The organism is Actinoplanes sp. NPDC048967, from assembly GCF_040649415.1.
Taxonomy (GTDB): domain Bacteria; phylum Actinomycetota; class Actinomycetes; order Mycobacteriales; family Micromonosporaceae; genus Actinoplanes.
In genome coordinates this window covers 984,362-1,005,096 of record NZ_JBEZFL010000001.1, presented here as the reverse complement: position 1 = coordinate 1,005,096, position 20,735 = coordinate 984,362, and the positions used below count along the sequence as shown (strand labels likewise).

The following is a 20,735-nucleotide window of genomic DNA, read 5'->3' as shown; positions in this document are numbered from 1 at the left end:
ACCCCACCCCGCAGGAACTGAATCGCTTGTACTGCCTATCGGCGCGGGTGCACCACGAACACGTGTGCGGGCTCGACGTACGGGTCGATCCGGACCGGGTTGTGCTGTCCCCACTCGTACGTCGCCCCGGTGAGCTGGTCGGTCACGGTGAACTGCTCGTGCCAGTCCAGGCCCAGCGCGGGCATGTCGAGTGTCGTGTTGCCCCACTGCACGTTCGCCGAGTCGAACGAGCAGATCACCAGAACGGTGTTGCCCGACTCCGGATCCCGCTTCGACCAGCACAGCAGAGCGGCGTTGTCGATCTCGTGGAATTCCAGGTTCCGCAGCCAGTGCAGCGCCGGGTTCTCCCGCCGGATCGTGTTCAGCTTGGTGATGTACGGCGCCAGGCTGCGCCCGGCCCGCTCCGCCGCCGCCCAGTCCCGCGGCTTCAGCTCGAACTTCTCGTTGTCGATGTACTCCTCCGCGCCCGGCCGGGCCACGTGCTCGAAGAGCTCCAGCCCTGAGTACATGCCCCAGGACGGCGAGAGCATGCTGGCCAGCACGGTACGGATCTTGAACATCGGCGGGCCACCGTGCTGCAGCGACTCGTGCAGGATGTCCGGGGTGTTGGGCCAGAAATTGGGCCGCATCCAGTCGATCGAGGCCTTGAGCTGGCCGAGGTACTCCCGCATCTCCCAGGCCGTGGTGCGCCAGGTGAAGTACGTGTACGACTGGGTGAAGCCGATCTTGCCGAGCCCGTTCATCATGGCCGGCCGGGTGAACGCCTCGGCCAGGAACAGCACGTCCGGGTCGACGTCCTTGATCTTGGCGATGACCCACTGCCAGAAGTTCAGCGTCTTGGTGTGCGGGTTGTCGACCCGGAAGATCTTGACCCCGTTGGACACCCAGTGCAGGACGACGCGCAGGACCTCCTCGCGCAGTCCCTTGGGGTCGTTGTCGAAGTTCAGCGGGTAGATGTCCTGGTATTTCTTGGGCGGGTTCTCCGCGTACGCGATCGTGCCGTCGGCGCGGGTGGTGAACCACTCCGGGTGCTCGGTGACCCACGGGTGGTCCGGCGCGCACTGCAGCGCCAGGTCCATCGCGACCTCGAGGCCGTGCTCGTGGGCCGTGCCGATGAACGCGCGGAAGTCCTCCAGCGTGCCCAGCTGCGGGTGGATCGCGTCGTGGCCGCCCTCATCGGAGCCGATCGCCCAGGGCGAACCCACGTCGATGCCCTCGCGGGCCACCAGCGTGTTGTTGCGGCCCTTACGGTTGATCTTGCCGATCGGGTGGATCGGGGGCAGGTAGAGCACGTCGAAGCCCATCGCGGCGACGGCCGGGATGCGCTCGGCGGCGGTCGCGAAGGTGCCGTGTCTGACCGGGGTCGCGTCGGGGCCGATCTCGGCGCCCTCGGAGCGCGGGAAGAACTCGTACCACGACGAGAACAGCGCGCGCTGACGGTCGACCCAGATCGCGTACGAGCGGGTGGTGGTGACCAGCTGGCGGACCGGGTGCTGCCAGAGCAGCTCCTCCAGCTCCAGGCCGGGGGAGACCCGGGAGAACAGCGAGCGCTGCGGGTCGCGCAGGGCGGCGGCCGCGTCGCGGACCCGCTCCTCCTCCTCGTGCGGCACGATCTTGGCCGCCAGGTCCAGCAGCTCGGCGCCCTCGGCGAGGTCGTTGGCCAGGTCCTCGAGCCCCTGGCCGGCGCCGATCTTCTTGGTCACGGCGTTGCGCCAGGTCTGGTACGGGTCGTCGAACGCCTCGATGGTGAACGTCCACCGGCCCACCCGGTCCGGCTTGATCACCCCGTGCCACTTGTCCAGGCCGGGCTCGCCCGGGGTGAGCCGGGTGAACGGCTCGGCCTCGCCCTCCGGCCCCTGCCATACCACGTTCACGCCGAGGGCGTGGTGGCCTTCCCGATAGGACACCGCCGAGATGGGGACGAGCTCGCCGACCACCGCTTTCGCGGGGTAGCGGCCACAGGACACCGATGGCGTCACATCTTCGATGGGAAAGCGACCGGTCATGATCTCCACCGTAATCTTCGAGCGCGGGGGCGGGCACGGCGACGGGCGAATTGGGCAGCCGTCAGGACAGGTTTCTCCGCTATGGAGCAACCGCAAACAGCCGCGCACCCGGTGCGTCCAACCTACCGGAGAGCGGTCAGCGCGGCCCGTCGAGGCGCGCCATTGCACCGGCCAGGAAACCGGTCAATTCCGCGCCGTGCCAGACCCGGGCCGGCTCGGGGTCGCGGGCCACGGAACGGGTGAGCCGCTCGACGTCCAGCACGTCCGGCCCGTGGGTCGCGGCGAGCACCACGTTGCCCGCCTTGCGGCCACGCAGCATGCCCGGCGGCGCGATCAGGGCCACGTCGCCGAACGCCGCGCGCAGAGTCGCGGCCTGGATGCGCGAGTACGACAACGGCGGCACGTCGGTGAGGTTCATCGCCAGCACCCCGGCCGGGCGCAGCAGGCGGGCGGCGGCCGTGGCGAAGCCCACCCCGGCCACGCTCGCCGGCATCGCCGCGCCGGAGAACACGTCGACCACGATCACGTCGTACCCCCGGTCCGGGCCGCCCTCCACGAACTCCCGGGCATCACCCACCACGACCTCCATGGCGCTGGGCCAGGGCAGCGACCGGGACACCAGCGCGAGCAGCAGGCCGTCGCGCTCCACCACCGTCTGCGCGGACCCGGGCCGCGTCGCGGCCACCCAGCGGGGCAGCGTGAGTGCACCGCCGCCGAGATGCAGAACCGTCAACGGTACGGCCGCAGGGGCCGCCAACCGCAGCACCGTGGCCAGCCGGCGCACGTATTCGAAGGCCAGGTAGGTGGGATCGGCCAGATCGACGTACGACTGCGGCACCCCGTCGACCAGCAGCGTCCAGCCCCGCTCCCGGCGGCGGTCGGGCTCCAGCGAGGCCGTGCCGGAGGCCACCCGCGTGAAGGTCGTTGCACGTCGGTTGCGGTGGGTTGCCATCGGGGCGAGGCTACTCAAGCGGGACGGCCCCCCGCCGAGAGGTAGCGTGACGCACCCCGCGACGGGGTGTGCGCCAACTCTTGGGGGCACACATGGCCGGACCGTCCACCGCGCTGTCGCCGGTCATCGCGGCGAGCACGCACTGGCTGGTCCGGGCGTACCCGTCCAGTGGCGCCGACCGGGCCGCGGACACCCTGGCCGAGCTCCAGGCCCGCCAGGCCGTGACGGTCGCCGCGTGGCTGCGCTATCCGACCCCGGTGGACGCCGAGCTGGTCGCCATGGCCGGCCCGGGCGGCTCGGCCGTGCTGGACTGGCGGACCGGCAGCGAGCCCGACGACGAGCTGGCCGAGGACGAGGGCTGGCGCACCTGGGTCGACGAGGTCGTGGTCAGCTGGGCCGCCTGCCTGCTGGCCGACCCGGTGCTGGCCGCCCGGGCGGTGGACTCGGTGGCCGCGGCGGTGCCGGTCGCGGACGGCCGGCCCCGGCCGCGGCCGCGCAAGGCGGGCGACCTGCCCAGCGAGTTCCGCCGGCTGACCGCCCCGGACCCCCGCGACCTGGAGGCCGCGGCCCTGCTGCGCCACCCGGACCTGCTCGAACCGGTCGCCGACCTGCACCGCGAGACCCTGATCTACCTGCTCCCGGCGCCCGTTATGAACGGATAACCTGCGCGGATCGCGCCGAGCGGAGCGAGGCCATCAAGCCAAGCGGGCCGGGAAACCGCCGGTGGCGATCGGCCCCCACCGCTCGACGGTGATCCGGATCAGGGACTTGCCCTGGTCGCGCATGGCCTGGCGGTACTCGTCCCAGTCCGGGTGCTCGCCGGAGATGCTCCGGAAGTACTCGACCAGCGGCTCGACCGACTCCGGCAGGTCGATGACCTCGGCCGTGCCGTCGACCTGCACCCACGGGCCGCCGAAGTCGTCGGAGAGCACGCAAACGCTGACCCGGGAGTCGCGGCGGATGTTCATCGCCTTGGCCCGCTCCGGGTACGTCGAGATCACGATGCGGCCCTCGGCGTCGACCCCGCAGGTGTTCGGTGACGCCTGCGGGCGCCCGTCCCGGCGGGTGGTCATCAGGATCGCGTGGTGCCGGGGCCGGAGGAACTCGAGGAGCTCCTCGCGGCCGACCTTGGTGTTGGTGGCGACAGTGCGGGGCATGGGACTCCTCAGCTCGGCTGGTCGGCGTCGACGGGGAACGCGCCGGGGTGCCCGTCGGCCTGCTCGGCGGTGACCGCGGCGCCGATGATGCCGGCGTTGTTCAGCAGCGTGGCCGGCACGATCGGGGTACGGATCTCGATCAGCGGCAGCCACTTGTCGGCCTTCTTGCTCACGCCGCCACCGACGATGAACAGCCGCGGCGACAGCAGCATCTCCACGTGCCGCAGATACTCCTGGACCCGGCCGGCCCACTTCTCCCAGCTCAGGTCGTCCTGCTCGCGGGCCCGGTCGGAGGCGCGCAGCTCGGCGTCCTTGCCGTCCAGCTCCAGGTGGCCGAACTCGGTGTTCGGGATCAGCGTGCCGTCCAGGAACAGGGCGCTGCCGATGCCCGTACCGAAGGTGAGCATCATCGTCAGGCCGCGCTGGTCGTGCCCGGCGCCGAAGGCGACCTCGGCGACGCCCGCGGCGTCGGCGTCGTTGAGCACGGAGACCGGCTTGCCGAGCCGCTCGGTGAACAGCTGGGCGGCGGGCGCGTCGAGCCACGACTTGTCGACGTTGGCGGCGGTCCGGGTGACCCCGTCGACCACCACGCCGGGAAAGGTGATCCCGACCCGGTCGTAACCGGAGAACGTCGCGGCGACCTCGGCGACCGCCTCCACGACGCTGCCGACGTCCGAGGGCTGCGGGGTGGGGACCCGGAACCGCTCCTCGAGCAGCTCGCCCCGCGCGGTGTCGACCGGCGCCCCCTTCACGCCGGAACCGCCGATGTCGATACCCAGAATGGCCATGCCAGTACTCCGTCTCCGGTGCGTTTGACGTCTGTGTACCCACGCACACCCGGTGTCGAATCGTGCCATCCGACGATCTGCCCGCTCGTGACGGGTGCCACGCGCGTTCCGTTCAAGTCCGGCCGGTTGTGGCCGATAGGGCGGCTGTACCGGCACTGCGCCCGTGGGCGACTCCCCGACCCGTGGGCCGTGGTGCCACCGAAGGAGCATCCATGCGGAAACTAGCGGCTCTGGCCGTCACCGCTGTCACCGTGACCGGCACCCTCGGTGTCGGCGCCCCCGCCCACGCGGCCGCGGACACCCCCTGGCTGAGCCAGAACTGGCTGGTGCAGACCGGCACGACCAAACTGAGCACCGTCATCAAGGGCGCCGGCGCCGACAAGGCCGACAAGGACAATCCGGACGACGGCGACACCGCCACCGGGGTCGCGCTGACCGGCGCCGGGGTGGGCGTCGCGCTCATCGACTCCGGGGTCTCGCCGGTCAAGGGCCTCGACGGGGCCGGGAAGGTCATCAACGGGCCGGACCTGTCCTTCGAGTCGCAGGCTCCCAACCTGCGCCACCTCGACACGTTCGGGCACGGCACCCACATGGCCGGCGTCATCGCCGGGCAGGACCCCACCCTCACGGTCAGCACCCGCTTCACCGGCGTGGCCCCGGGCGCGCACATCGTCAGCGTCAAGGTCGCCTCCGCCGACGGGGCCAGCGACGTCTCGCAGGTCATCGCCGGCATCGACTGGGTCGTCGCGCACCGCAACGACCCCGGGCTCAACATCAAGGTCCTGAACCTGTCGTACGGCACCCAGTCCACCCAGCCCGCGTCGCTGGACCCGCTGGCCTTCGCCGTCGAGAAGGCCTGGGAGGCCGGGATCGTCGTCGTGGTCGCCGCCGGCAACGACGGCTTCACGGCCAACACCCTGACCATGCCGGCCGCCGACCCGGACGTCATCGCCGTCGGCGGGGCCGACCCCCGCGGTACGGACGCGCGGGCCGACGACGTCGTGGCGGACTTCAGCAACCGGGGCAACGCGGCCCGCCACCCCGACGTGCTCGCCGCCGGGCGTTCGGTGGTGTCGCTGCGCAGCCCCGGCTCGTACATCGACCGGACCTACCCCGCGGCCCGGCTGAGCCTGCTGGACGACCCGGAGCAGCGGTTCCTGCGCGGCAGCGGCACGTCCCAGGCGGCCGCGGTGGTCTCCGGCTCGGTGGCTCTGCTGCTCCAGCAGCGTCCCGGCCTGCGCCCCGACGACGTCAAGAAGCTGCTGACCAGCACCGCCGACCCGATCATCGGCGGCGACCCGTACGCGGCCGGGGCCGGCCAGATCAACGTGGCTCGCGCCGCCCGGGCCCGGACCACCAACACCCGGCAGGTCAACGTCGCCGCCACCGGCCTGGGTTCCCTGGAGGCCTCCCGGGGCGGCGCCTACGTCTACGACTCCGTCACCGGCACCCCGTTGACCGGCGAGCGCGACATCTTCGGCGCGGCCTGGAACGCTCCGGTCTGGACCAAGGCCTCGGCCACCCAGCGCAGCTGGGTCGGCGGCACCTTCAACGGCTCGGTCTGGACCGGTGCCGCCTGGGGCACCGCCTACACCGGCACGAAGGCCTGGTCCCCGGTCACCTGGACCGGCCGGTCCTGGTCGGGCGCCCTGTGGTCGGGGCGCAGCTGGTCGAGCGCCCTCTGGAGCGGGCGGAGCTGGTCGTCACAGACCTGGACAGGCCGGTCCTGGAGCGGGCGCAGCTGGTCGGCGGCCGGCTGGACCGGGGAGCCATGGCACTAGAGCGGCGCAGGTGGCGGCCGCGTCCTCAGCTCCTGGTGGGTCTGCTCACCGCGAGCATGGGCGCGGCCTCCGCCGCCGTGGCGCTGATCCTCGCCGCGGACGGCATCGCCGCACCCGCGCTGCCCGGCGGGCTGTGGTGGCTGGCCGGGCTCGCGGTGCTGTTCTTCCTCACCGAGGGCTTCACCGTGCACGTCCGCGTCCGGCGCGGCGCGCACGGCATCAACGTCTCCGAGTTCCCGATGGTGTTCGGGCTGCTCGGCTTCGACCCGGTCACCGTGATCCTGGTCCGGTCCCTGGCCGGCGGGGCCGGGCTGGTCGCCGTACGCGGCCAGCGCGGCACCAAGCTGGCCTTCAACGTCGCCCTGCTCGCCGTCCAGGCGAGCGTCGGCGTCCTGGTCTTCCACGCCGTCACGCCGCACGTACTCGGCATCTCCGCCGAGGGTGTCGGCCTGCGGACCGTGCTGGCCGCCTATCTGGCCATGATCGCCGCCGACGTGGTGGCGGCCGTGCTGGTCACCGCCGTGATCGCGATGCACGACGACCCGGGGGAGTGGCGCCGGTTGCCGGCCGCGCTGCGCAGCACCGGGCTCGTCGTCGTCACCACGACCGGGGCCCTGATCAGCTTCCTGGCCGCGACGGAACCGCAGTGGGCGCCGGCGCTGATCGGCATCGTGGCCGTCGTGCTGCTGCTGGCCTACCGCGCCTACATCGCGCTGGGCGACGGCAACGCCGAGGTGGAACAGCTCTACGGCTTCACCCGGGCGCTCGACGGCGCCCGCGGCATCGACGAACTGGTCGCCGTGGTGCTGGACCGGGCCCGCGACGTGTTGCGGGCGGGCACCGCGGAACTGGTCGTCGCGCACGGTGACGAGCTGCGGCACACCCGGCTGGCCGGGCAGTCCGGCCGCCCCGCGGTGAGCCTGGGCAGCCCCGGCGCCGACGACTGGCTGCGACCGGCGCTGTTCGGCACCCCGGTGCTGCGCGCGGCCGGCCCGGCGGGCGACGCGATGGCCGTACCACTGGTCTTCGGTGAGCGCCGGGCCGTCCTGCTGGTCGCGGACAGTCTCATCGACGCCGGCGGCTTCACCGACGCCAAGCTGCGGTTGCTCGGCGCGCTGGCCAACCACGCCGGTGCGGCGCTGGGCCGGGCCGACCTGGTCGACCGGCTGCGCCGCGAGGCCGAGGAGAAGCAGCACCTGGCCCTGCACGACCCGCTCTCCGGGCTGCCCAACCGCCGGCACTTCCACGACCTGCTCGACGCCGGGCTGCGGGCCGTGCGCGCCGGCGGACCGGGGCTGGCGGTGCTGGTGCTCGACCTGGACCGGTTCAAGGAGATCAACGACGCGCTGGGTCACGAGACCGGTGACGCGCTGCTGTGCGAGGTCGGCGAGCGGCTGCGCGCCCACCTCGGCGGACGCGGCCGGGTGGCCCGCTTCGGCGGCGACGAGTTCGCCGTGCTGCTGCCCACCGACGGCAGCCCGGAGGCGGGACTGGCCGCCGCCGCGGAACTGGCCGCGGTGGTGGACCAGCCGATCCGGATCGGTCCGCTGGTGCTGTCTCCGCGCGCCAGCGTCGGCATCGCGGTGGCCCCGCTGCACGGCGACGACCCCGAGATCCTGATCCGGCACGCCGACGTCGCCATGTACGCCGCCAAGGAGAGCCACGGCCTGCGGCTCTACGACAGCGAGCTGGACCGCAACAGCCCGCAGCGGCTGGCGCTCATCGCCGACCTGCGCCGGGCCGTGGAGCGCGGGGAGCTGGCGGTCGCGTACCAGCCCAAGGTCGACCCGCGGACCGGCCGGGTGGTCGGCGCCGAGGCGCTGGCCCGCTGGCACCACCCCGAGCAGGGGCCGATCCCGCCGGACGTGTTCATCCCGCTGGCCGAGCACAGCGGCCTGGTCTGGCCGCTGACCCTGCACGTGCTGGACCGGGCGCTGCGCAGCCGGGCCGAGTGGGCCCGGGCCGGGCACGACCTGCACGTCGCGGTCAACCTGTCGCCGAACAGCCTGCTCGACGCCGCGCTGCCCGACCTGGTGGCCCGGCTGCTGGAGGCGACCGGCAACCCGGCGCGGGCGCTGACGCTGGAGATCACCGAGAGCACCATCCTGACCGACCCGGCCGGCAGCCTGGCCACCCTCGAACGGCTGCACGCGCTGGGGGTGGAGATCTCGATCGACGACTTCGGTACCGGCTACTCGTCGCTGGGCCGGCTGCGCGAGCTGCCGCTGCACGAGGTGAAGATCGACAAGTCGTTCGTGCAGCGGGTCGCCGCGGACCACCGGGACCGGGCGGTCGTGCGGTCCGCGGTGCAGCTCGGCCACGCGCTCGACCTGCGGGTGGTCGCCGAGGGGGTGGAGGACGCCGACACGTACGCCTACCTGGCCGCTGAGGGCTGTGACGTGGTTCAGGGCTACCTGCTGTCGCGCCCGTTGCCGGCCGGGGAGTTCACCGCCTGGCTTCATATTCACTCACGCAACGTCACTCATACTTTCGGCTAGTCAGGGCTCGTCCGAGCAGCTAGCGTAAGGAGAAATGAACGGTCGCCGCGTGCGGGCACGGCTCTCTGCCCGCTTGATGGAGGACCTCCTCGATGACCGCTGTCACGATCCCATCGACCACAGTCAGTGACGCACCCCCCGCCGCCGCCCCCGCCGAACCCTCGGGTGCCGAGACCGCCGCCGAGCTCCTGATCCGGCTGGCCGCGACCCCGTCCGGCGACCGCCGCCGGGCCCGCCTGCGCGACCGGGCCATCGAGGCCTGGCTGCCGCTGGCCCGCCACCTCGCCCACCGCTACTCCGGCCGCGGCGAACCCACCGACGACCTGATCCAGACCGCCACCGTCGGCCTGATCAAAGCCGTCGACAAGTTCGACCCCGAACGCGGCGTCGACTTCGCCGGCTACGCCATCCCCACCATCATCGGTGAGATCAAGCGCCACTTCCGCGACCGCACCTGGTCGGTCCGCGTGCCCCGCCGCCTGCAGGAACTGCGCCTGGCCATCACCGAGGCCAACGCCACCCTGACCCACACCCTCGGCCGCTCCCCACAGGTCAGCGACATCGCCGTGCACCTCGGCGTCACCGAGGAAGAAGTCCTGGAAGGCCTCGAAGGCGCCCGCGCCTACAACGCCACCAGCCTGTCCACCCCGATCAGCGCCGACGGCACCACCGAGCTCGGCGACACCATCGGCGGCGAGGACCACGAGTTCGAACTCGCCGAGACCCGCGTCGCCCTCGGCCCCGCCCTGGCCATGCTCGACGAGCGCGAGCAGAAGATCCTCACCCTGCGCTTCTACGGCAACCTGACCCAGTCGCAGATCGCCGAGGCCGTCGGCATCTCGCAGATGCACGTCAGCCGCCTGCTGGCCCGGGCGCTGACCAAGCTGCGCGGCGAGCTCGAGCCCATGCTGTAACCGGTCCCGGACCACGAAAAAGCGCCGTCCCGGCCGGGACGGCGCTTTTTTCGTGCGCTCAGGAAGCGCCGCTGTTCTGCCAGTTGAGCCGGGTGAGCAGCTGACGGGCGCCGTCGGCGACCTCGGCCTCCACCACCACCGCGTACTGGCTCGCCTGCAGCGAGCTGCGCGAGGTGAAGTCGCGGCGCCCACCGGTCATCGCCTGGGCGATGGCGCCGAAGATCGCCCCCCAGGCCGCGCCGATGAGCAGGCCGACGAAGATCAGCCCGAACCAGTTGGAGTCGCTGAAGATGCCGAGGAACAGGCCGATGAACAGGCCGAACCAGGCACCGCTGGCCGCGCCCGCGAGCGCCGCCCGCACGGTGGTCATCCGGCCCAGCACGTTCTCCACCAGGCGCAGGTCAGTGCCCACGATGCTGGTCCTCTCGACCGGGAACTGGTTGTCGGACAGGTAGTCGACGGCCTGCTGGGCCAGCGCGTAGTCCGGGTAGGTGGCCACCGACACGGTCGGCCCGGCCGCGGCTCCGGCAGCCGGATCAGCGGCGGGCACGGCCGGGACGCCGGCCGGACCCGGCGGAACAGCACCGCCGGTGGAAAGTGGGGTGGTGGGCGGGTTCTCGGGGGTGGTCATGGCTGGTTACCTCCTCAGTCGGCGGCCGGCGCGGAGTGCGCGGACGCCACGGTGGGCGCGGCCCCCACCGGCCGGTCACCGGCGGCGAGGCGTACCCAGATCGCGAAGACCCCGGCGACCGCGGCCGTGATGGCCGCCGCACCGGCGAAGAACGCGAACCGGCCGGAGACCAGGTCCGGCACGACCCGCTCGGAGAGCAGGACGGCGCCGATGCCGAGCAGGCCGGCCGTCGCGGAGAGCGCGCCGATGCCCCCGAAGAGCAGCATCGCGAGCCGGTTCGGCCGGGCGGTCACGCCGGTGATCCGCGCCCGGCGGGCCCGGACCAGCGCCGAGGCGCCCGCGCCCCAGGCCAGGACGACCAGCAGCGCCGCGACGGTGTCGCTGGGCCGGTGCCATTCGGCCCAGACGGTGGCGATCGCGATGATCGTCACGTAGGCGGCGCCGATCAGCGCCACCGTGCCGCGGATGGCGAACGGCAGCACCAGGATCAGGGCGAACGCCACCGAGGCGGCCGCGGTGGTGTGGCCGCTCGGGAACGAGTTCGGCGCGGGGAAGCCGTCCAGGTCGGGGCGGGGCAGGCGGTTCTTGAACAACCGGGTGCTGGCGTTGGCCCCGATCACCAGCAGGCCGGCGGCCAGCGCCAGGTCGACCCGGCGGCGGATGAAGCCGATCGCGGCCGCGGCCACGCAGACCAGCACGAGGCTGGCCAGTGTCGTGCCGTTCAGGGCGCGGTCCAGCACCTGCACCACGCGCTCGTGCCGGACGTCGGCGCCCTGCATCATCATCGTGTCCACGGTCTGCCCGAGCGGGGTGCGCACGCAGGCCAGGTAGACCCCGGCCACGCCGGCCGCGGCGAGCAGCGCGACGCACGCGTGCCCGACCACGTGCCAGAAACCCCGGCCCGGCCGGTCGACCGGTGCGGGTTCCGCGCTTTCTGCGGGGCGGGATGCCAGGGCCGTCATCGGCGGTGTCCTCCAGTACGTCACGAGTGGGCGGTTCCGCTTTGCCCAGACGAGGCACATCTCAAGCACGTCCGCGCCGCGGATCATAGCCCCCTCCCGTGACGTCCGCCCCACGCAGCACGTTTCCGCCCCCGGCAACCCGGATGCACCCGCTCGCAGCCTGGACCCGCAACGCCGCCCCGCGACCTTCAGACCAACGCCGAAACGCACGGCCGCGATGAAGGGGATGTTCATGCTGCACACCGCCCGCCGACTGCTCACCGCGCCGCTGCTGCTGGCCGCGCTCGGAGCCGGGCTGATCGTGGCGCCCGGCGCCGCCGAAGCGGCCGGGGTGTCCGCCACCATCCACGTCGGGAGCACGCTCAAGGTGCGCTCCGGGCCCTCGCTGACCGCCAAGGTGGTCGGCACGGTCCGCAACAAGCAGAAGGTCACCGTCGCCTGCTACGTGCCCGGCCAGAAGGTCAAGGGCTCGCTGCGGACCACCACCTCGTGGGACCGGCTGGGCGCGGGCCGCTACGTCTCGCACGGCTACGTGAAGGCGGCCCGCTCGCTGCCGCGCTGCGCCGTGAGCTCGCCGACGGCCGTACCGACCAAGAGCAAGACCTCCGGCACCGCCCGGTACGTCATCGGCACGGTCAAGAGCACCGACGGCAGCGTGAACCTGCGCTCCGGCTCGGCCACCACCGAGTCCGTCACCGGTACGGTCGCCAGCGGCGCGAAGATCGACCTGACCTGCGCCGTCACCGGTCAGTACGTGGCCGGCACGGTCCGCTCGACGAACCAGTGGGACCGTACGCCCACCGGCTCGTACATCTCGCACGCCTACATCTACTCCGGCCCGCTGCCGGTGTGCGCCGGCTCGCCGGTGCCGGCCCCGTCGGTGACGCTGACCCCGGCCGAGTTCATCGCGGCCTCGGTGTCCGGCGCGCAGCGCGGCTGGCGTGACTACGGTGTCCCGCCGTCGGTGACCATCGCGCAGGCCATCCTCGAGTCCGGCTGGGGCCGCAGCGGCCTGGCCTCGGTGGACCGCAACTACTTCGGCATCAAGTGCCAGAACGGCAGCTACGGCAAGCTCGCCAACGGCTGCCACGTGTACCGGACCAACGAGTGCACCAAGGCCGGCAGCTGCTTCGCCACCTCGGCCAGCTTCCGGACGTACGCCACCCAGTCGCACTCGTTCCGCGACCACGGCAGCTTCCTGCGGGTCAACAGCCGGTACGCCGGAGCGTTCGCGCACACCAAGGACGCCAACAAGTTCATCTGGGCGGTGTGGAAGGCCGGTTACGCCACCGACCCGAACTACTACACCAAGGTCACCGGCATCATGGCCGCCTACGACCTGTACAAGTACGACACCTGGAAGTGAATCCTGCTCACCCCCGTCGGCGGAACCTCGTCGGCGGGGGTGATTCGCGTCTTATGCTCCCTTCGGTGGGGAGTCGCGGGGCCAGGGTGCGAGACGGCGCGACCGGAGCGTGGTCAGGACGCTTCGTCGGCCCGCTGCTCGCCGCCACCGTGCTCGTCATCGGGCTCGCCGCCACCCTGCTCACCGCCGGCACTCTGCGCTCCGACCAGCGCGAGAGCGCGGACCGGGTGATGGACCAGCGCACCTCGGTGGCCCGGGTGGCCGTCGCGGGCGAGGCCGGGCGCTACCGCAGCCTGCTGCAGGCGGTCGCCGCCGGACTGGGCACCAACAGCCGGATCACCGCGACCGACTTCGCCGCCGCTTCGGCCCCGCTGGAGAGCGCCGGCCTGCTCGGCGTCAGCACCGTCGCCTTCGTCGTGCCGGCCCGGACCGAGGCTGTCGCCCGGACCGAGGCGTTCTGGCGTGCCCGCGGATCCACCGAGCTGCGGCTGGCGCCCAGCGGCACCCATGCGGAGCACTACTTCTCGATCTTCCAGCGCACCCTGAACAACGGCACCCCGGCCACGGCCGGCATCGACGTGGCGCCGTCGGCCGAGGGTACCGCCGCGCTCGTCGAGTCCCGCCGCACCGGCCGGCCCGCCGTCTCCGACACCTATGTGCTGCTGCGCGACCGGGGCATCCCGCCGGACCGCCAGCAGCTGTCGTTCCTGTTCGCCGCCCCTGTCTTCGCCTCGGCCACGCAACCCGGGCGGTTCCCCGAGTTCCAGGGCTGGGTGGCGCTGGGCCTGCGCGGTCAGGACTTCCTCGGCAGCGTGCTGGGCGCGGCCAGCCAGGGGCTGATCGACGGCGAGTTGTACGCCACCAACGGGGACGGGCGGCGGGTGCGGGTGGCCGCGTACGACGCGCCGGGCGGGCGGGACCTGGTCCGGCAGGCGAGCTTCCCGGTGGCCGACCGGCAGTGGACGCTGCTCACCGCGGCCGACTCGCGCAACCTGCCCGGCGCGCACACCAGCATGCCGCTGATCGTGCTGGCCGGCGGCCTGTCGATCACGTCCATGCTGGCCTGCCTGGTGTGGATCCTGGCCACCGGCCGGTCCCGGGCGCGGGCCCAGGTGCTGGTGGCGACCGAGGAACTGCGGACCGCCGAGGCCGAGAGCCGCCGCCAGGCCGGCCTGCTCGGCGCGATCATGGCCAGTCTCGGCGACGGGGTCGGGGTGGTCGACGAGTCCGGGGCGTTCCTGCTGCACAACCCGGCGGCCAAGGCGCTGCTCGGCGTCCCCGACGACGTCGACGGGCCGGGGGAGTGGCAGCAGCACTACGGCCTGTTCCGCCCCGACGGGCACACCCCGTTCCCGGTCGAGGAGATGCCGCTGGTCCGGGCCCTGCGCGGGGAGTCCTCCGACGACGTCGAGATGATCATCCGCAACCCGCACCGCCCGGACGGCATCCTGGTCAGCGTGGACGGCCGGCCGCTGGACGCCAACGCCGCCGGCCGCCACGGTGCCGTCGCCGTCTTCCACGACATCACCGAGCTGCGCCGCTACGAGACCGACCTGGCCGTGTTCGCCGGGGTGGTCGCGCACGACCTCAAGGCGCCGCTGGCGGTCATCCGCGGGCACTGCGAGGTCGCGGCGGACGAGCTGGCCGACGCCCCCGAGGGCCCGGAGGTCTTCGAGGCCCGCGCCGCCCTGGACCGGATCGCCAACAACGCCGACCGGATGGCGGCACTGATCGACACCCTGCTGGCCTACACGACCTCCCGCGACGCGCCGCTCAAGCTCGGGGCCGTGCGGCTCGGCCCGCTGGTGGCGGACGTGATCGAGCAGCGCCTGGCCGGCCCGCGCCCCGGTGGGCCGCCGCCCGACTGCTACGTCGGGCCGCTGCCCGACGTGCACGCGGACCCGGCGATGCTGCGCCACGTGCTGGACAACCTGATCGGCAACGCGCTCAAGTACGTCCCGGCGGGCCGGCCCGCCCGGATCGACGTCACGGCCCAGCCGGGGCCACCGGGCTGGACCCGGATCGAGATCGCCGACCGCGGCATCGGCATCCCGGACGAGGACAAGCCGAACATCTTCGAATCCTTCCACCGGGCCGGCACCGCCGCCGGCTACGCCGGTACGGGCCTCGGACTGGCCATCTGCCGGCGGATCGTGGAGCGCCACGGCGGCACGATCGGCGTCACCGACAACCCCGGCGGGGGTACGCGTTTCCACTTCACTCTGCCGCTGGCCGTCACTACCCCCGCGCCCGACCGGACTGCCGGAGGTCAGCCCGCCGGCGAGCTGGCCGCGCTCGATCGCGCGCTGGCCGAGCGCGCGGTCGTCGAGGGATCGACACCGGCGCCGCTGTCCGGGATCAGGCCGGCCGCGGCGGCAGCAGCGCCGCCACGCAGGCCAGGAGCTGAGCGGGCAGGAACGGCTTGAGCAGCGTCGCGTTCGCCCCCACCTCGGCCGCCCGCTCGTCCCCCGGCAGCATGGAGCCGCTGGCCAGCACCACCGGGATGTGCTTGAGCCCGGCGTCGGCGCGGATCGCCCGGCACAGGTCGAGCCCGGTCATCCGGGGCATGTCGACGTCGGTCACCACGATGTCCGGGCGATGCTTGCGGACCGCCTCCAGGGCCGCGGCGCCGTCGCTGGCGACGACGACCTGATGGCCGGCCCGCTCCAGAGCGCGCTGGAGCACGAACCGGATGTCCTCGTGGTCCTCTGCGACGACGATCATGGCACCCTCGGTCTCTCATGGCCGGACACCCGGCCGGAAGCTGTCGGAGAGATACCGAATGAGACGCCTGCCGGGAAACGGGCACCCGTGGCCCCTCTTTGCCTTGAGGCAAACATCGTGGTCTGATCCGGCGCGACGTGGGCAAGATGAGGGACATGACGATTCCCTCCGTACCGCTGGGTGGCCCGGTCGACATGCCGCTGCTCGGCTTCGGGACCTGGCAGATCCGCGGGAGTGCCGCGTACGACGCGGTGCGCGAGGCGCTGGAGGCCGGCTACCGCCACCTCGACACCGCCACCATGTACGGCAACGAGGCCGAGGTCGGCCGGGCGCTGCGCGACAGCGGTGTGCCCCGCGACGAGGTCTTCGTCACCACCAAGCTGCCGCCGGACCGGGCCGGCCAGGAACGCGGCACCCTGGACGCCAGCCTCACCGCGCTCGGCCTGGACGCCGTCGACCTGTGGCTGATCCACTGGCCGCCGCGCCGGGGGAAGTCGGTGCAGGTGTAGCGTGAGCTGCTGACCGCCCGCGACGAGGGCCGGGCCCGGGCCGTCGGGGTCAGCAACTACGGCACCGAGGACATCGACGAGCTGATCGCTGCCACCGGCCAGAAGCCGGCGGTCAACCAGATCCGCTGGGGTCCCAAGCTGTACGACGCCAAGCTGGTCGCCGAGCACCGCGAGCGTGGTGTGGTGGTCGAGGGCTATTCGCCGTTCAAGACCACCGACCTGCACGACCCGGTGCTGACCCGGATCGCCACCGCGCACGGCGTCGACCCGGCCCGGGTGGTGCTGCGCTGGCACGTGCAGCACGAGATCGTGGTGATCCCCAAGAGCGCCACTCCGGAGCGGATCGCCCGCAACGCACAGATCGACGGCTTCGTGCTCAGCGAGGAGGAGATGACGCAGATCGACGGGCTGTCCCGGGTGTGAGCCCGACGCGGCGATAATCACCAGGCGTTTCGCGCCGGATCTGCCTATTGTTGACGCGCCATGTCTGTCACACCCGTCAGCCCGGACCTCGCCGAGCTCCGCCGCCGCCTGTCCGAGCTGCTGCCGCGCGACGAGCGCCGGCTCCAGCGCCGCATCGAGGGCACCCGCCGGATCCGCGACGAGGTCGCGCGGGCCGCCGTGCTCACCGAGATCGCCGCCGAGGTGACCGAGGCCGAGCAGCGGCGCGCGGCCCGCCTGGCCGCCGTCCCGCCGATCACCTATCCCGATGAGCTGCCGGTCAGCCAGCGCTGCGACGACATCCTGGCCGCCATCCGCGACCACCAGGTCGTGGTGATCGCCGGCGAGACCGGTTCGGGTAAGACCACCCAGCTGCCCAAGATCTGCCTGGAGCTGGGCCGGGGCGTCCGCGGCCAGATCGGGCACACCCAGCCCCGCCGGATCGCCGCGCGCACGGTCGCCGAGCGGATCGCCGAGGAGCTGGGCACGCCGCTGGGCTCGACGGTCGGTTACAAGGTCCGCTTCACCGATCAGGTCACCGACGAGACCATGGTCAAGGTGATGACCGACGGCATCCTGCTCGCCGAGATCCAGAACGACCGCATGCTGCGCCGCTACGACACGCTGATCATCGACGAGGCGCACGAGCGCAGCCTCAACATCGACTTCATCCTCGGCTACCTGGCCCAGCTGCTGCCCAAACGCCCCGACCTCAAGCTGATCATCACCTCGGCCACCATCGAGACGCAGCGCTTCGCCGAGCACTTCGCCGGCCCGGGCGGGCCGGCTCCGGTGATCGAGGTCTCGGGGCGCACCTACCCGGTCGAGGTCCGCTACCGGCCGCTGGTGGAGGAGGCCGACGAGGACGGCGAGCAGTCCCGCGAGGAGCCGGTCGACCAGGTGGACGGCATCGCCGCCGCGGTCGACGAGCTGGGCCGGGAGAGCAGCGGCGACATCCTGGTCTTCCTCAGCGGCGAGCGCGAGATCCGCGACACCGCCGACGCGCTCAACAAACGCGACCTGAAGAGCACCGAGATCGTCCCGCTCTACGGCCGGCTGTCCGCCGCCGAGCAGCACAAGGTCTTCCAGCGGCACACCGGGCGCCGGGTCGTGCTGGCCACCAACGTCGCCGAGACCTCGCTGACCGTGCCGGGCATCCGGTACGTCATCGACCCCGGCACCGCGCGCATCTCCCGCTACAGCAGCCGGCTCAAGGTGCAGCGGCTGCCCATCGAGGCGGTCTCGCAGGCCAGCGCCAACCAGCGCAAGGGCCGCTGCGGGCGCACCTCGGACGGCATCTGCATCCGGCTGTACTCCGAGGAGGACTTCGAGTCCCGGCCGGCCTTCACCGAGCCGGAGATCCTGCGCACCAACCTGGCCTCGGTCATCCTGCAGATGACCGCGCTGGGGCTCGGCGACCTGGCCGCGTTCCCGTTCATCGACCCGCCGGACAAGCGCAACGTCACCGACGGCGTCAAGCTGCTGGAAGAGCTCGGCGCACTGGAGCAGCGCAAGCTGACCCCGATGGGCCGCCAGCTGGCCCAGCTGCCGGTCGACCCGCGGCTGGCCCGCATGGTCATCGAGGCCGACCAGCAGGACTGCCTGGCCGAGGTCATGGTGATCACCGCCGCGCTGTCCATCCAGGACCCGCGAGAGCGCCCGGTCGACAAGCAGCAGCAGGCCGACGAGAAGCACGCCCGGTTCGCCGACAAGGAATCCGACTTCTTCAGCTACCTCAACCTCTGGCGGTACCTGCGTGAGCAGCAGCGGGAGCTGTCCGGCAACCAGTTCCGCCGGCTGTGCCGCGGCGAGTTCCTCAACTACCTGCGGGTCCGCGAGTGGCAGGACATCTACTCGCAGCTGCGGCAGGTCGTCCGTACCCTCGGGCTCACCCTCACCGAGCGCGACGAGCTCGCCGGGGCCCAGCCCGTGCACACGGCCCTGCTCGCCGGTCTGCTCTCGCACATCGGCCTCAAGGACACCGACAAGCGGGAGTATCTGGGCGCCCGCGGCGCCAAGTTCGCGATCTTCCCCGGGTCGGCGCTGTTCAAGAAGCAGCCGCGCTGGGTGATGTCGGCCGAGCTGGTCGAGACCTCGCGGCTGTGGGGCCGGGTGAACGCGCGGATCGAGCCCGAGTGGGCCGAGAAGCTGGCGCCGCACCTGGTCAAGCGCAGTTACAGCGAGCCGCACTGGGAGAAGAAGCTGGGCGCCGTGATGGCGTACGAGAAGGTGACCCTCTACGGGCTGCCGATCGTGCCGCGCCGCAAGGTCGGCTATGCCCGGGTCGACCCGGCGCTGTGCCGTGAGCTGTTCATCCGCCACGCGCTGGTCGAGGGCGACTGGGAAACCCACCACAAGTTCTTCGCGGAGAACGCCAAGCTGCTGGCCCGCATCGAGGAGATCGAGAACAGGGCCCGCCGCCGGGACATCGCGGTGGACGACGAGACCGTCTTCGCCCTCTACGACGCTCGGATCCCGGCCGACGTGGTCTCCGCCCGGCACTTCGACGCCTGGTGGAAGAAGGCCCGTCACGAAAACCCCGAGCTGCTCACGTTCACCCGGGAGCTGCTGGTCAACGCGGGCCGGGACGCCGTCGACCCGGGCGCGTACCCCGATGCCTGGCTGGTCGACGGGGTCCGGCTGCCGCTGACCTACCAGTTCGAGCCCGGCGCGGCCGCCGACGGCGTGACCGTGCGGGTGCCGCTGCCGCTGCTCAACAAGCTCGACGCCGACGACTTCGGCTGGTCGGTGCCGGGGCTGCGCCGTGAGGTCGTGATCGCGCTGATCCGGGCCCTGCCCAAGCAGCTGCGGACCAGCTTCGTGCCGGTGCCCGACTGGGCGGAGGCGGTGCTCAGCCGCATCCCGGCCCGCCGCGGCGCGCTGCCCGACGCGGTCGGCGACGAGCTGCGCCGGCTGACCGGCACGGTCGTGCCGCGCGACGCCTGGCGGCCCGACCAGGTCCCCGAGCACCTCCGGATCAACTTCCGGGTGGTCAACGAGGACGGTGCCGTGGTGGGCGAGGGCCGTGACCTCGACGTGCTGCGCGCGAGCCTGGCGCCCAAGGTGCAAGCGACCATCTCCGCCGCCGCCGGGGCCATCGAGCGCCGCGGCATCACCACCAACGACTTCGGCAAGCTGCCCCGCTCGATCGCCCAGGTCCGCGGCGGCTACGAGGTAACGGTCTATCCGGCGCTGGCCGACGAGGGCGACAGCGTGGCGGTGCGCGTCTTCGAGACCGAGGAGGAGCAGCGGGAGGCGATGCGGGCGGGCACCCGCCGGCTGTTGCTGCTCACTCTGCCGCCGGCCGCCCGCTTCCTGCAGGGCCGGCTGGACAACCGGGCCAAGCTGGAGCTGTCGCGGGGCAACCCGTACCGCTCGATCGCCGACCTGCTCGACGACTGCGCCGGCGCGGCCGTCGACAAGCTGGTCGCCGACGCCGGTGGGCCGGCCTGGGACAAGGAGTCCTTCACGAAGCTGCGCGAGGAGGTCCGCGCCGACCTGGTGGACGCGGTCGCCAACGTGGTGACCCAGGTCCGGGCCGTGCTCGCCAGCGCGTACGACGTCGAGCAGCGCCTCGGCAGCACCCGCGACCCGGCCCTGGTGCCGGCCCTGGCCGACATCCGGCAGCAGCTCAAGGGCCTCGTGCATCCCGGCTTCGTGACCGGGACCGGCTGGCGGCAGCTGCACCATCTGCCCCGCTACCTGCGCGGCATCACGCACCGCCTGGACCGCCTGGCCGGCAACCTGCCGCGGGACCGGCAGCTGATGGCCCAGGTGCACGAGATCGAGCGGGAGTACCGCGAGCTGCGCGCCGAGCTGCCGGTGGGCGGCCCGGCCGACGAGGGGCTGCGGGAGATCCGCTGGATGATCGAGGAGCTGCGGATCAACTTCTTCGCCCAGGCCCTCGGCACCGCCTATCCGGTGTCGGACAAGCGGATCTACAAGGCCATGGATCAGCTCCCCGGATAGGTCTGCTGTACCTTTCGCGGTGGTTTCTCCGGCTGCG

The 20,735-nt window shown here is 72.4% G+C and carries 14 protein-coding genes and 1 pseudogene; 8 read left to right on the top strand and 7 right to left on the bottom strand.

What is annotated here, in order from left to right; genetic code table 11:
- Positions 1-35: 35 nt before the first annotated feature.
- The gene (locus AB0C12_RS04735; RefSeq protein WP_360544153.1) at positions 36-2,006 is read right to left on the bottom strand and encodes an alpha-1,4-glucan--maltose-1-phosphate maltosyltransferase; all 1,971 of its coding nucleotides are present in this window, start codon (positions 2,004-2,006) and stop codon (positions 36-38) included.
- A 136-nt stretch (positions 2,007-2,142) separates the two neighbouring features.
- Positions 2,143-2,958 (bottom strand): fused MFS/spermidine synthase, encoded by an 816-nt coding sequence (locus AB0C12_RS04730; protein ID WP_360544151.1) that lies wholly within the window; start codon positions 2,956-2,958, stop codon positions 2,143-2,145.
- A 92-nt stretch (positions 2,959-3,050) separates the two neighbouring features.
- On the opposite strand from AB0C12_RS04730, the gene AB0C12_RS04725 reads away from it, so the two are divergent.
- Positions 3,051-3,620, top strand: a complete 570-nt coding sequence (locus AB0C12_RS04725; RefSeq protein ID WP_360544149.1) for a hypothetical protein — start codon at positions 3,051-3,053, stop codon at positions 3,618-3,620.
- Positions 3,621-3,653: 33 nt separating this feature from the next.
- Here AB0C12_RS04725 and AB0C12_RS04720 read toward each other — a convergent pair whose 3' ends face one another.
- The gene (locus AB0C12_RS04720) at positions 3,654-4,115 is read right to left on the bottom strand and encodes a PPOX class F420-dependent oxidoreductase (RefSeq protein WP_360544147.1); all 462 of its coding nucleotides are present in this window, start codon (positions 4,113-4,115) and stop codon (positions 3,654-3,656) included.
- An 8-nt stretch (positions 4,116-4,123) separates the two neighbouring features.
- Positions 4,124-4,903 (bottom strand): polyphosphate--glucose phosphotransferase, encoded by a 780-nt coding sequence (gene ppgK / locus AB0C12_RS04715; protein WP_360544145.1) that lies wholly within the window; start codon positions 4,901-4,903, stop codon positions 4,124-4,126.
- Between the two features lie 212 nt (positions 4,904-5,115).
- Between ppgK and AB0C12_RS04710 the strand changes: the two genes are divergently transcribed.
- The 3 genes from AB0C12_RS04710 to AB0C12_RS04700 all read left to right on the top strand — a co-directional run bounded on the left by AB0C12_RS04710 (position 5,116) and on the right by AB0C12_RS04700 (position 10,096).
- Positions 5,116-6,684 (top strand): S8 family serine peptidase, encoded by a 1,569-nt coding sequence (locus tag AB0C12_RS04710; RefSeq protein ID WP_360544143.1) that lies wholly within the window; start codon positions 5,116-5,118, stop codon positions 6,682-6,684.
- Positions 6,675-9,182, top strand: a complete 2,508-nt coding sequence (locus AB0C12_RS04705) for an EAL domain-containing protein (protein WP_360544940.1) — start codon at positions 6,675-6,677, stop codon at positions 9,180-9,182. The genes AB0C12_RS04710 and AB0C12_RS04705 overlap by 10 nt, the downstream gene beginning before the upstream one ends.
- Before the next feature lie 92 nt (positions 9,183-9,274).
- A complete protein-coding gene (locus tag AB0C12_RS04700; protein WP_360544141.1) occupies positions 9,275-10,096 on the top strand; it encodes a SigB/SigF/SigG family RNA polymerase sigma factor in 822 nt (273 codons plus the stop codon).
- Positions 10,097-10,154: 58 nt separating this feature from the next.
- On the opposite strand, the gene AB0C12_RS04695 is transcribed toward AB0C12_RS04700, so the two are convergent.
- Together AB0C12_RS04695 and AB0C12_RS04690 are read right to left on the bottom strand one after the other, a co-directional pair.
- Positions 10,155-10,727, bottom strand: coding sequence for a general stress protein (locus AB0C12_RS04695; protein WP_360544139.1), 573 nt, complete (start codon positions 10,725-10,727; stop codon positions 10,155-10,157).
- 14 nt (positions 10,728-10,741) lie between these two features.
- Positions 10,742-11,689, bottom strand: coding sequence for a phosphatase PAP2 family protein (locus AB0C12_RS04690; RefSeq protein ID WP_360544137.1), 948 nt, complete (start codon positions 11,687-11,689; stop codon positions 10,742-10,744).
- A gap of 232 nt (positions 11,690-11,921) precedes the next feature.
- On the opposite strand from AB0C12_RS04690, the gene gsmA reads away from it, so the two are divergent.
- Positions 11,922-13,055, top strand: coding sequence for a sporangiospore maturation cell wall hydrolase GsmA (gsmA, locus tag AB0C12_RS04685; RefSeq protein WP_360544135.1), 1,134 nt, complete (start codon positions 11,922-11,924; stop codon positions 13,053-13,055).
- An 86-nt stretch (positions 13,056-13,141) separates the two neighbouring features.
- Positions 13,142-15,481: an ATP-binding protein gene (locus AB0C12_RS04680; RefSeq protein WP_360544133.1), complete on the top strand. Its 2,340-nt coding sequence runs from the start codon at positions 13,142-13,144 to the stop codon at positions 15,479-15,481.
- Here AB0C12_RS04680 and AB0C12_RS04675 read toward each other — a convergent pair.
- A complete protein-coding gene (locus tag AB0C12_RS04675) occupies positions 15,414-15,779 on the bottom strand; it encodes a response regulator (protein ID WP_360544131.1) in 366 nt (121 codons plus the stop codon). The genes AB0C12_RS04680 and AB0C12_RS04675 overlap by 68 nt on opposite strands.
- Positions 15,780-15,925: 146 nt before the next feature.
- Here AB0C12_RS04675 and AB0C12_RS04670 point away from each other — a divergent pair.
- Positions 15,926-16,711: pseudogene (locus tag AB0C12_RS04670) on the top strand (aldo/keto reductase).
- A gap of 60 nt (positions 16,712-16,771) precedes the next feature.
- A complete protein-coding gene (hrpA, locus tag AB0C12_RS04665) occupies positions 16,772-20,698 on the top strand; it encodes an ATP-dependent RNA helicase HrpA (RefSeq protein WP_360544129.1) in 3,927 nt (1,308 codons plus the stop codon).
- The last annotated feature ends 37 nt before the right edge of the window (positions 20,699-20,735 follow it).

What these genes read in the sequence shown, in the direction of transcription:
- AB0C12_RS04735 (WP_360544153.1), bottom strand. Translation starts at nt 2,006, where the DNA reads ATGACCGGTCGCTTTCCCATCGAAGATGTGACGCCATCGGTGTCCTGT.
- AB0C12_RS04720 (WP_360544147.1), bottom strand. Translation starts at nt 4,115, where the DNA reads ATGCCCCGCACTGTCGCCACCAACACCAAGGTCGGCCGCGAGGAGCTC.
- AB0C12_RS04675 (WP_360544131.1), bottom strand. Translation starts at nt 15,779, where the DNA reads ATGATCGTCGTCGCAGAGGACCACGAGGACATCCGGTTCGTGCTCCAG.
- AB0C12_RS04695 (WP_360544139.1), bottom strand. Translation starts at nt 10,727, where the DNA reads ATGACCACCCCCGAGAACCCGCCCACCACCCCACTTTCCACCGGCGGT.
- AB0C12_RS04725 (WP_360544149.1), top strand. Translation starts at nt 3,051, where the DNA reads ATGGCCGGACCGTCCACCGCGCTGTCGCCGGTCATCGCGGCGAGCACG.
- AB0C12_RS04700 (WP_360544141.1), top strand. Translation starts at nt 9,275, where the DNA reads ATGACCGCTGTCACGATCCCATCGACCACAGTCAGTGACGCACCCCCC.
- AB0C12_RS04710 (WP_360544143.1), top strand. Translation starts at nt 5,116, where the DNA reads ATGCGGAAACTAGCGGCTCTGGCCGTCACCGCTGTCACCGTGACCGGC.
- AB0C12_RS04690 (WP_360544137.1), bottom strand. Translation starts at nt 11,689, where the DNA reads ATGACGGCCCTGGCATCCCGCCCCGCAGAAAGCGCGGAACCCGCACCG.
- AB0C12_RS04730 (WP_360544151.1), bottom strand. Translation starts at nt 2,958, where the DNA reads ATGGCAACCCACCGCAACCGACGTGCAACGACCTTCACGCGGGTGGCC.
- ppgK (WP_360544145.1), bottom strand. Translation starts at nt 4,903, where the DNA reads ATGGCCATTCTGGGTATCGACATCGGCGGTTCCGGCGTGAAGGGGGCG.
- gsmA (WP_360544135.1), top strand. Translation starts at nt 11,922, where the DNA reads ATGCTGCACACCGCCCGCCGACTGCTCACCGCGCCGCTGCTGCTGGCC.
- hrpA (WP_360544129.1), top strand. Translation starts at nt 16,772, where the DNA reads ATGTCTGTCACACCCGTCAGCCCGGACCTCGCCGAGCTCCGCCGCCGC.
- AB0C12_RS04705 (WP_360544940.1), top strand. Translation starts at nt 6,675, where the DNA reads ATGGCACTAGAGCGGCGCAGGTGGCGGCCGCGTCCTCAGCTCCTGGTG.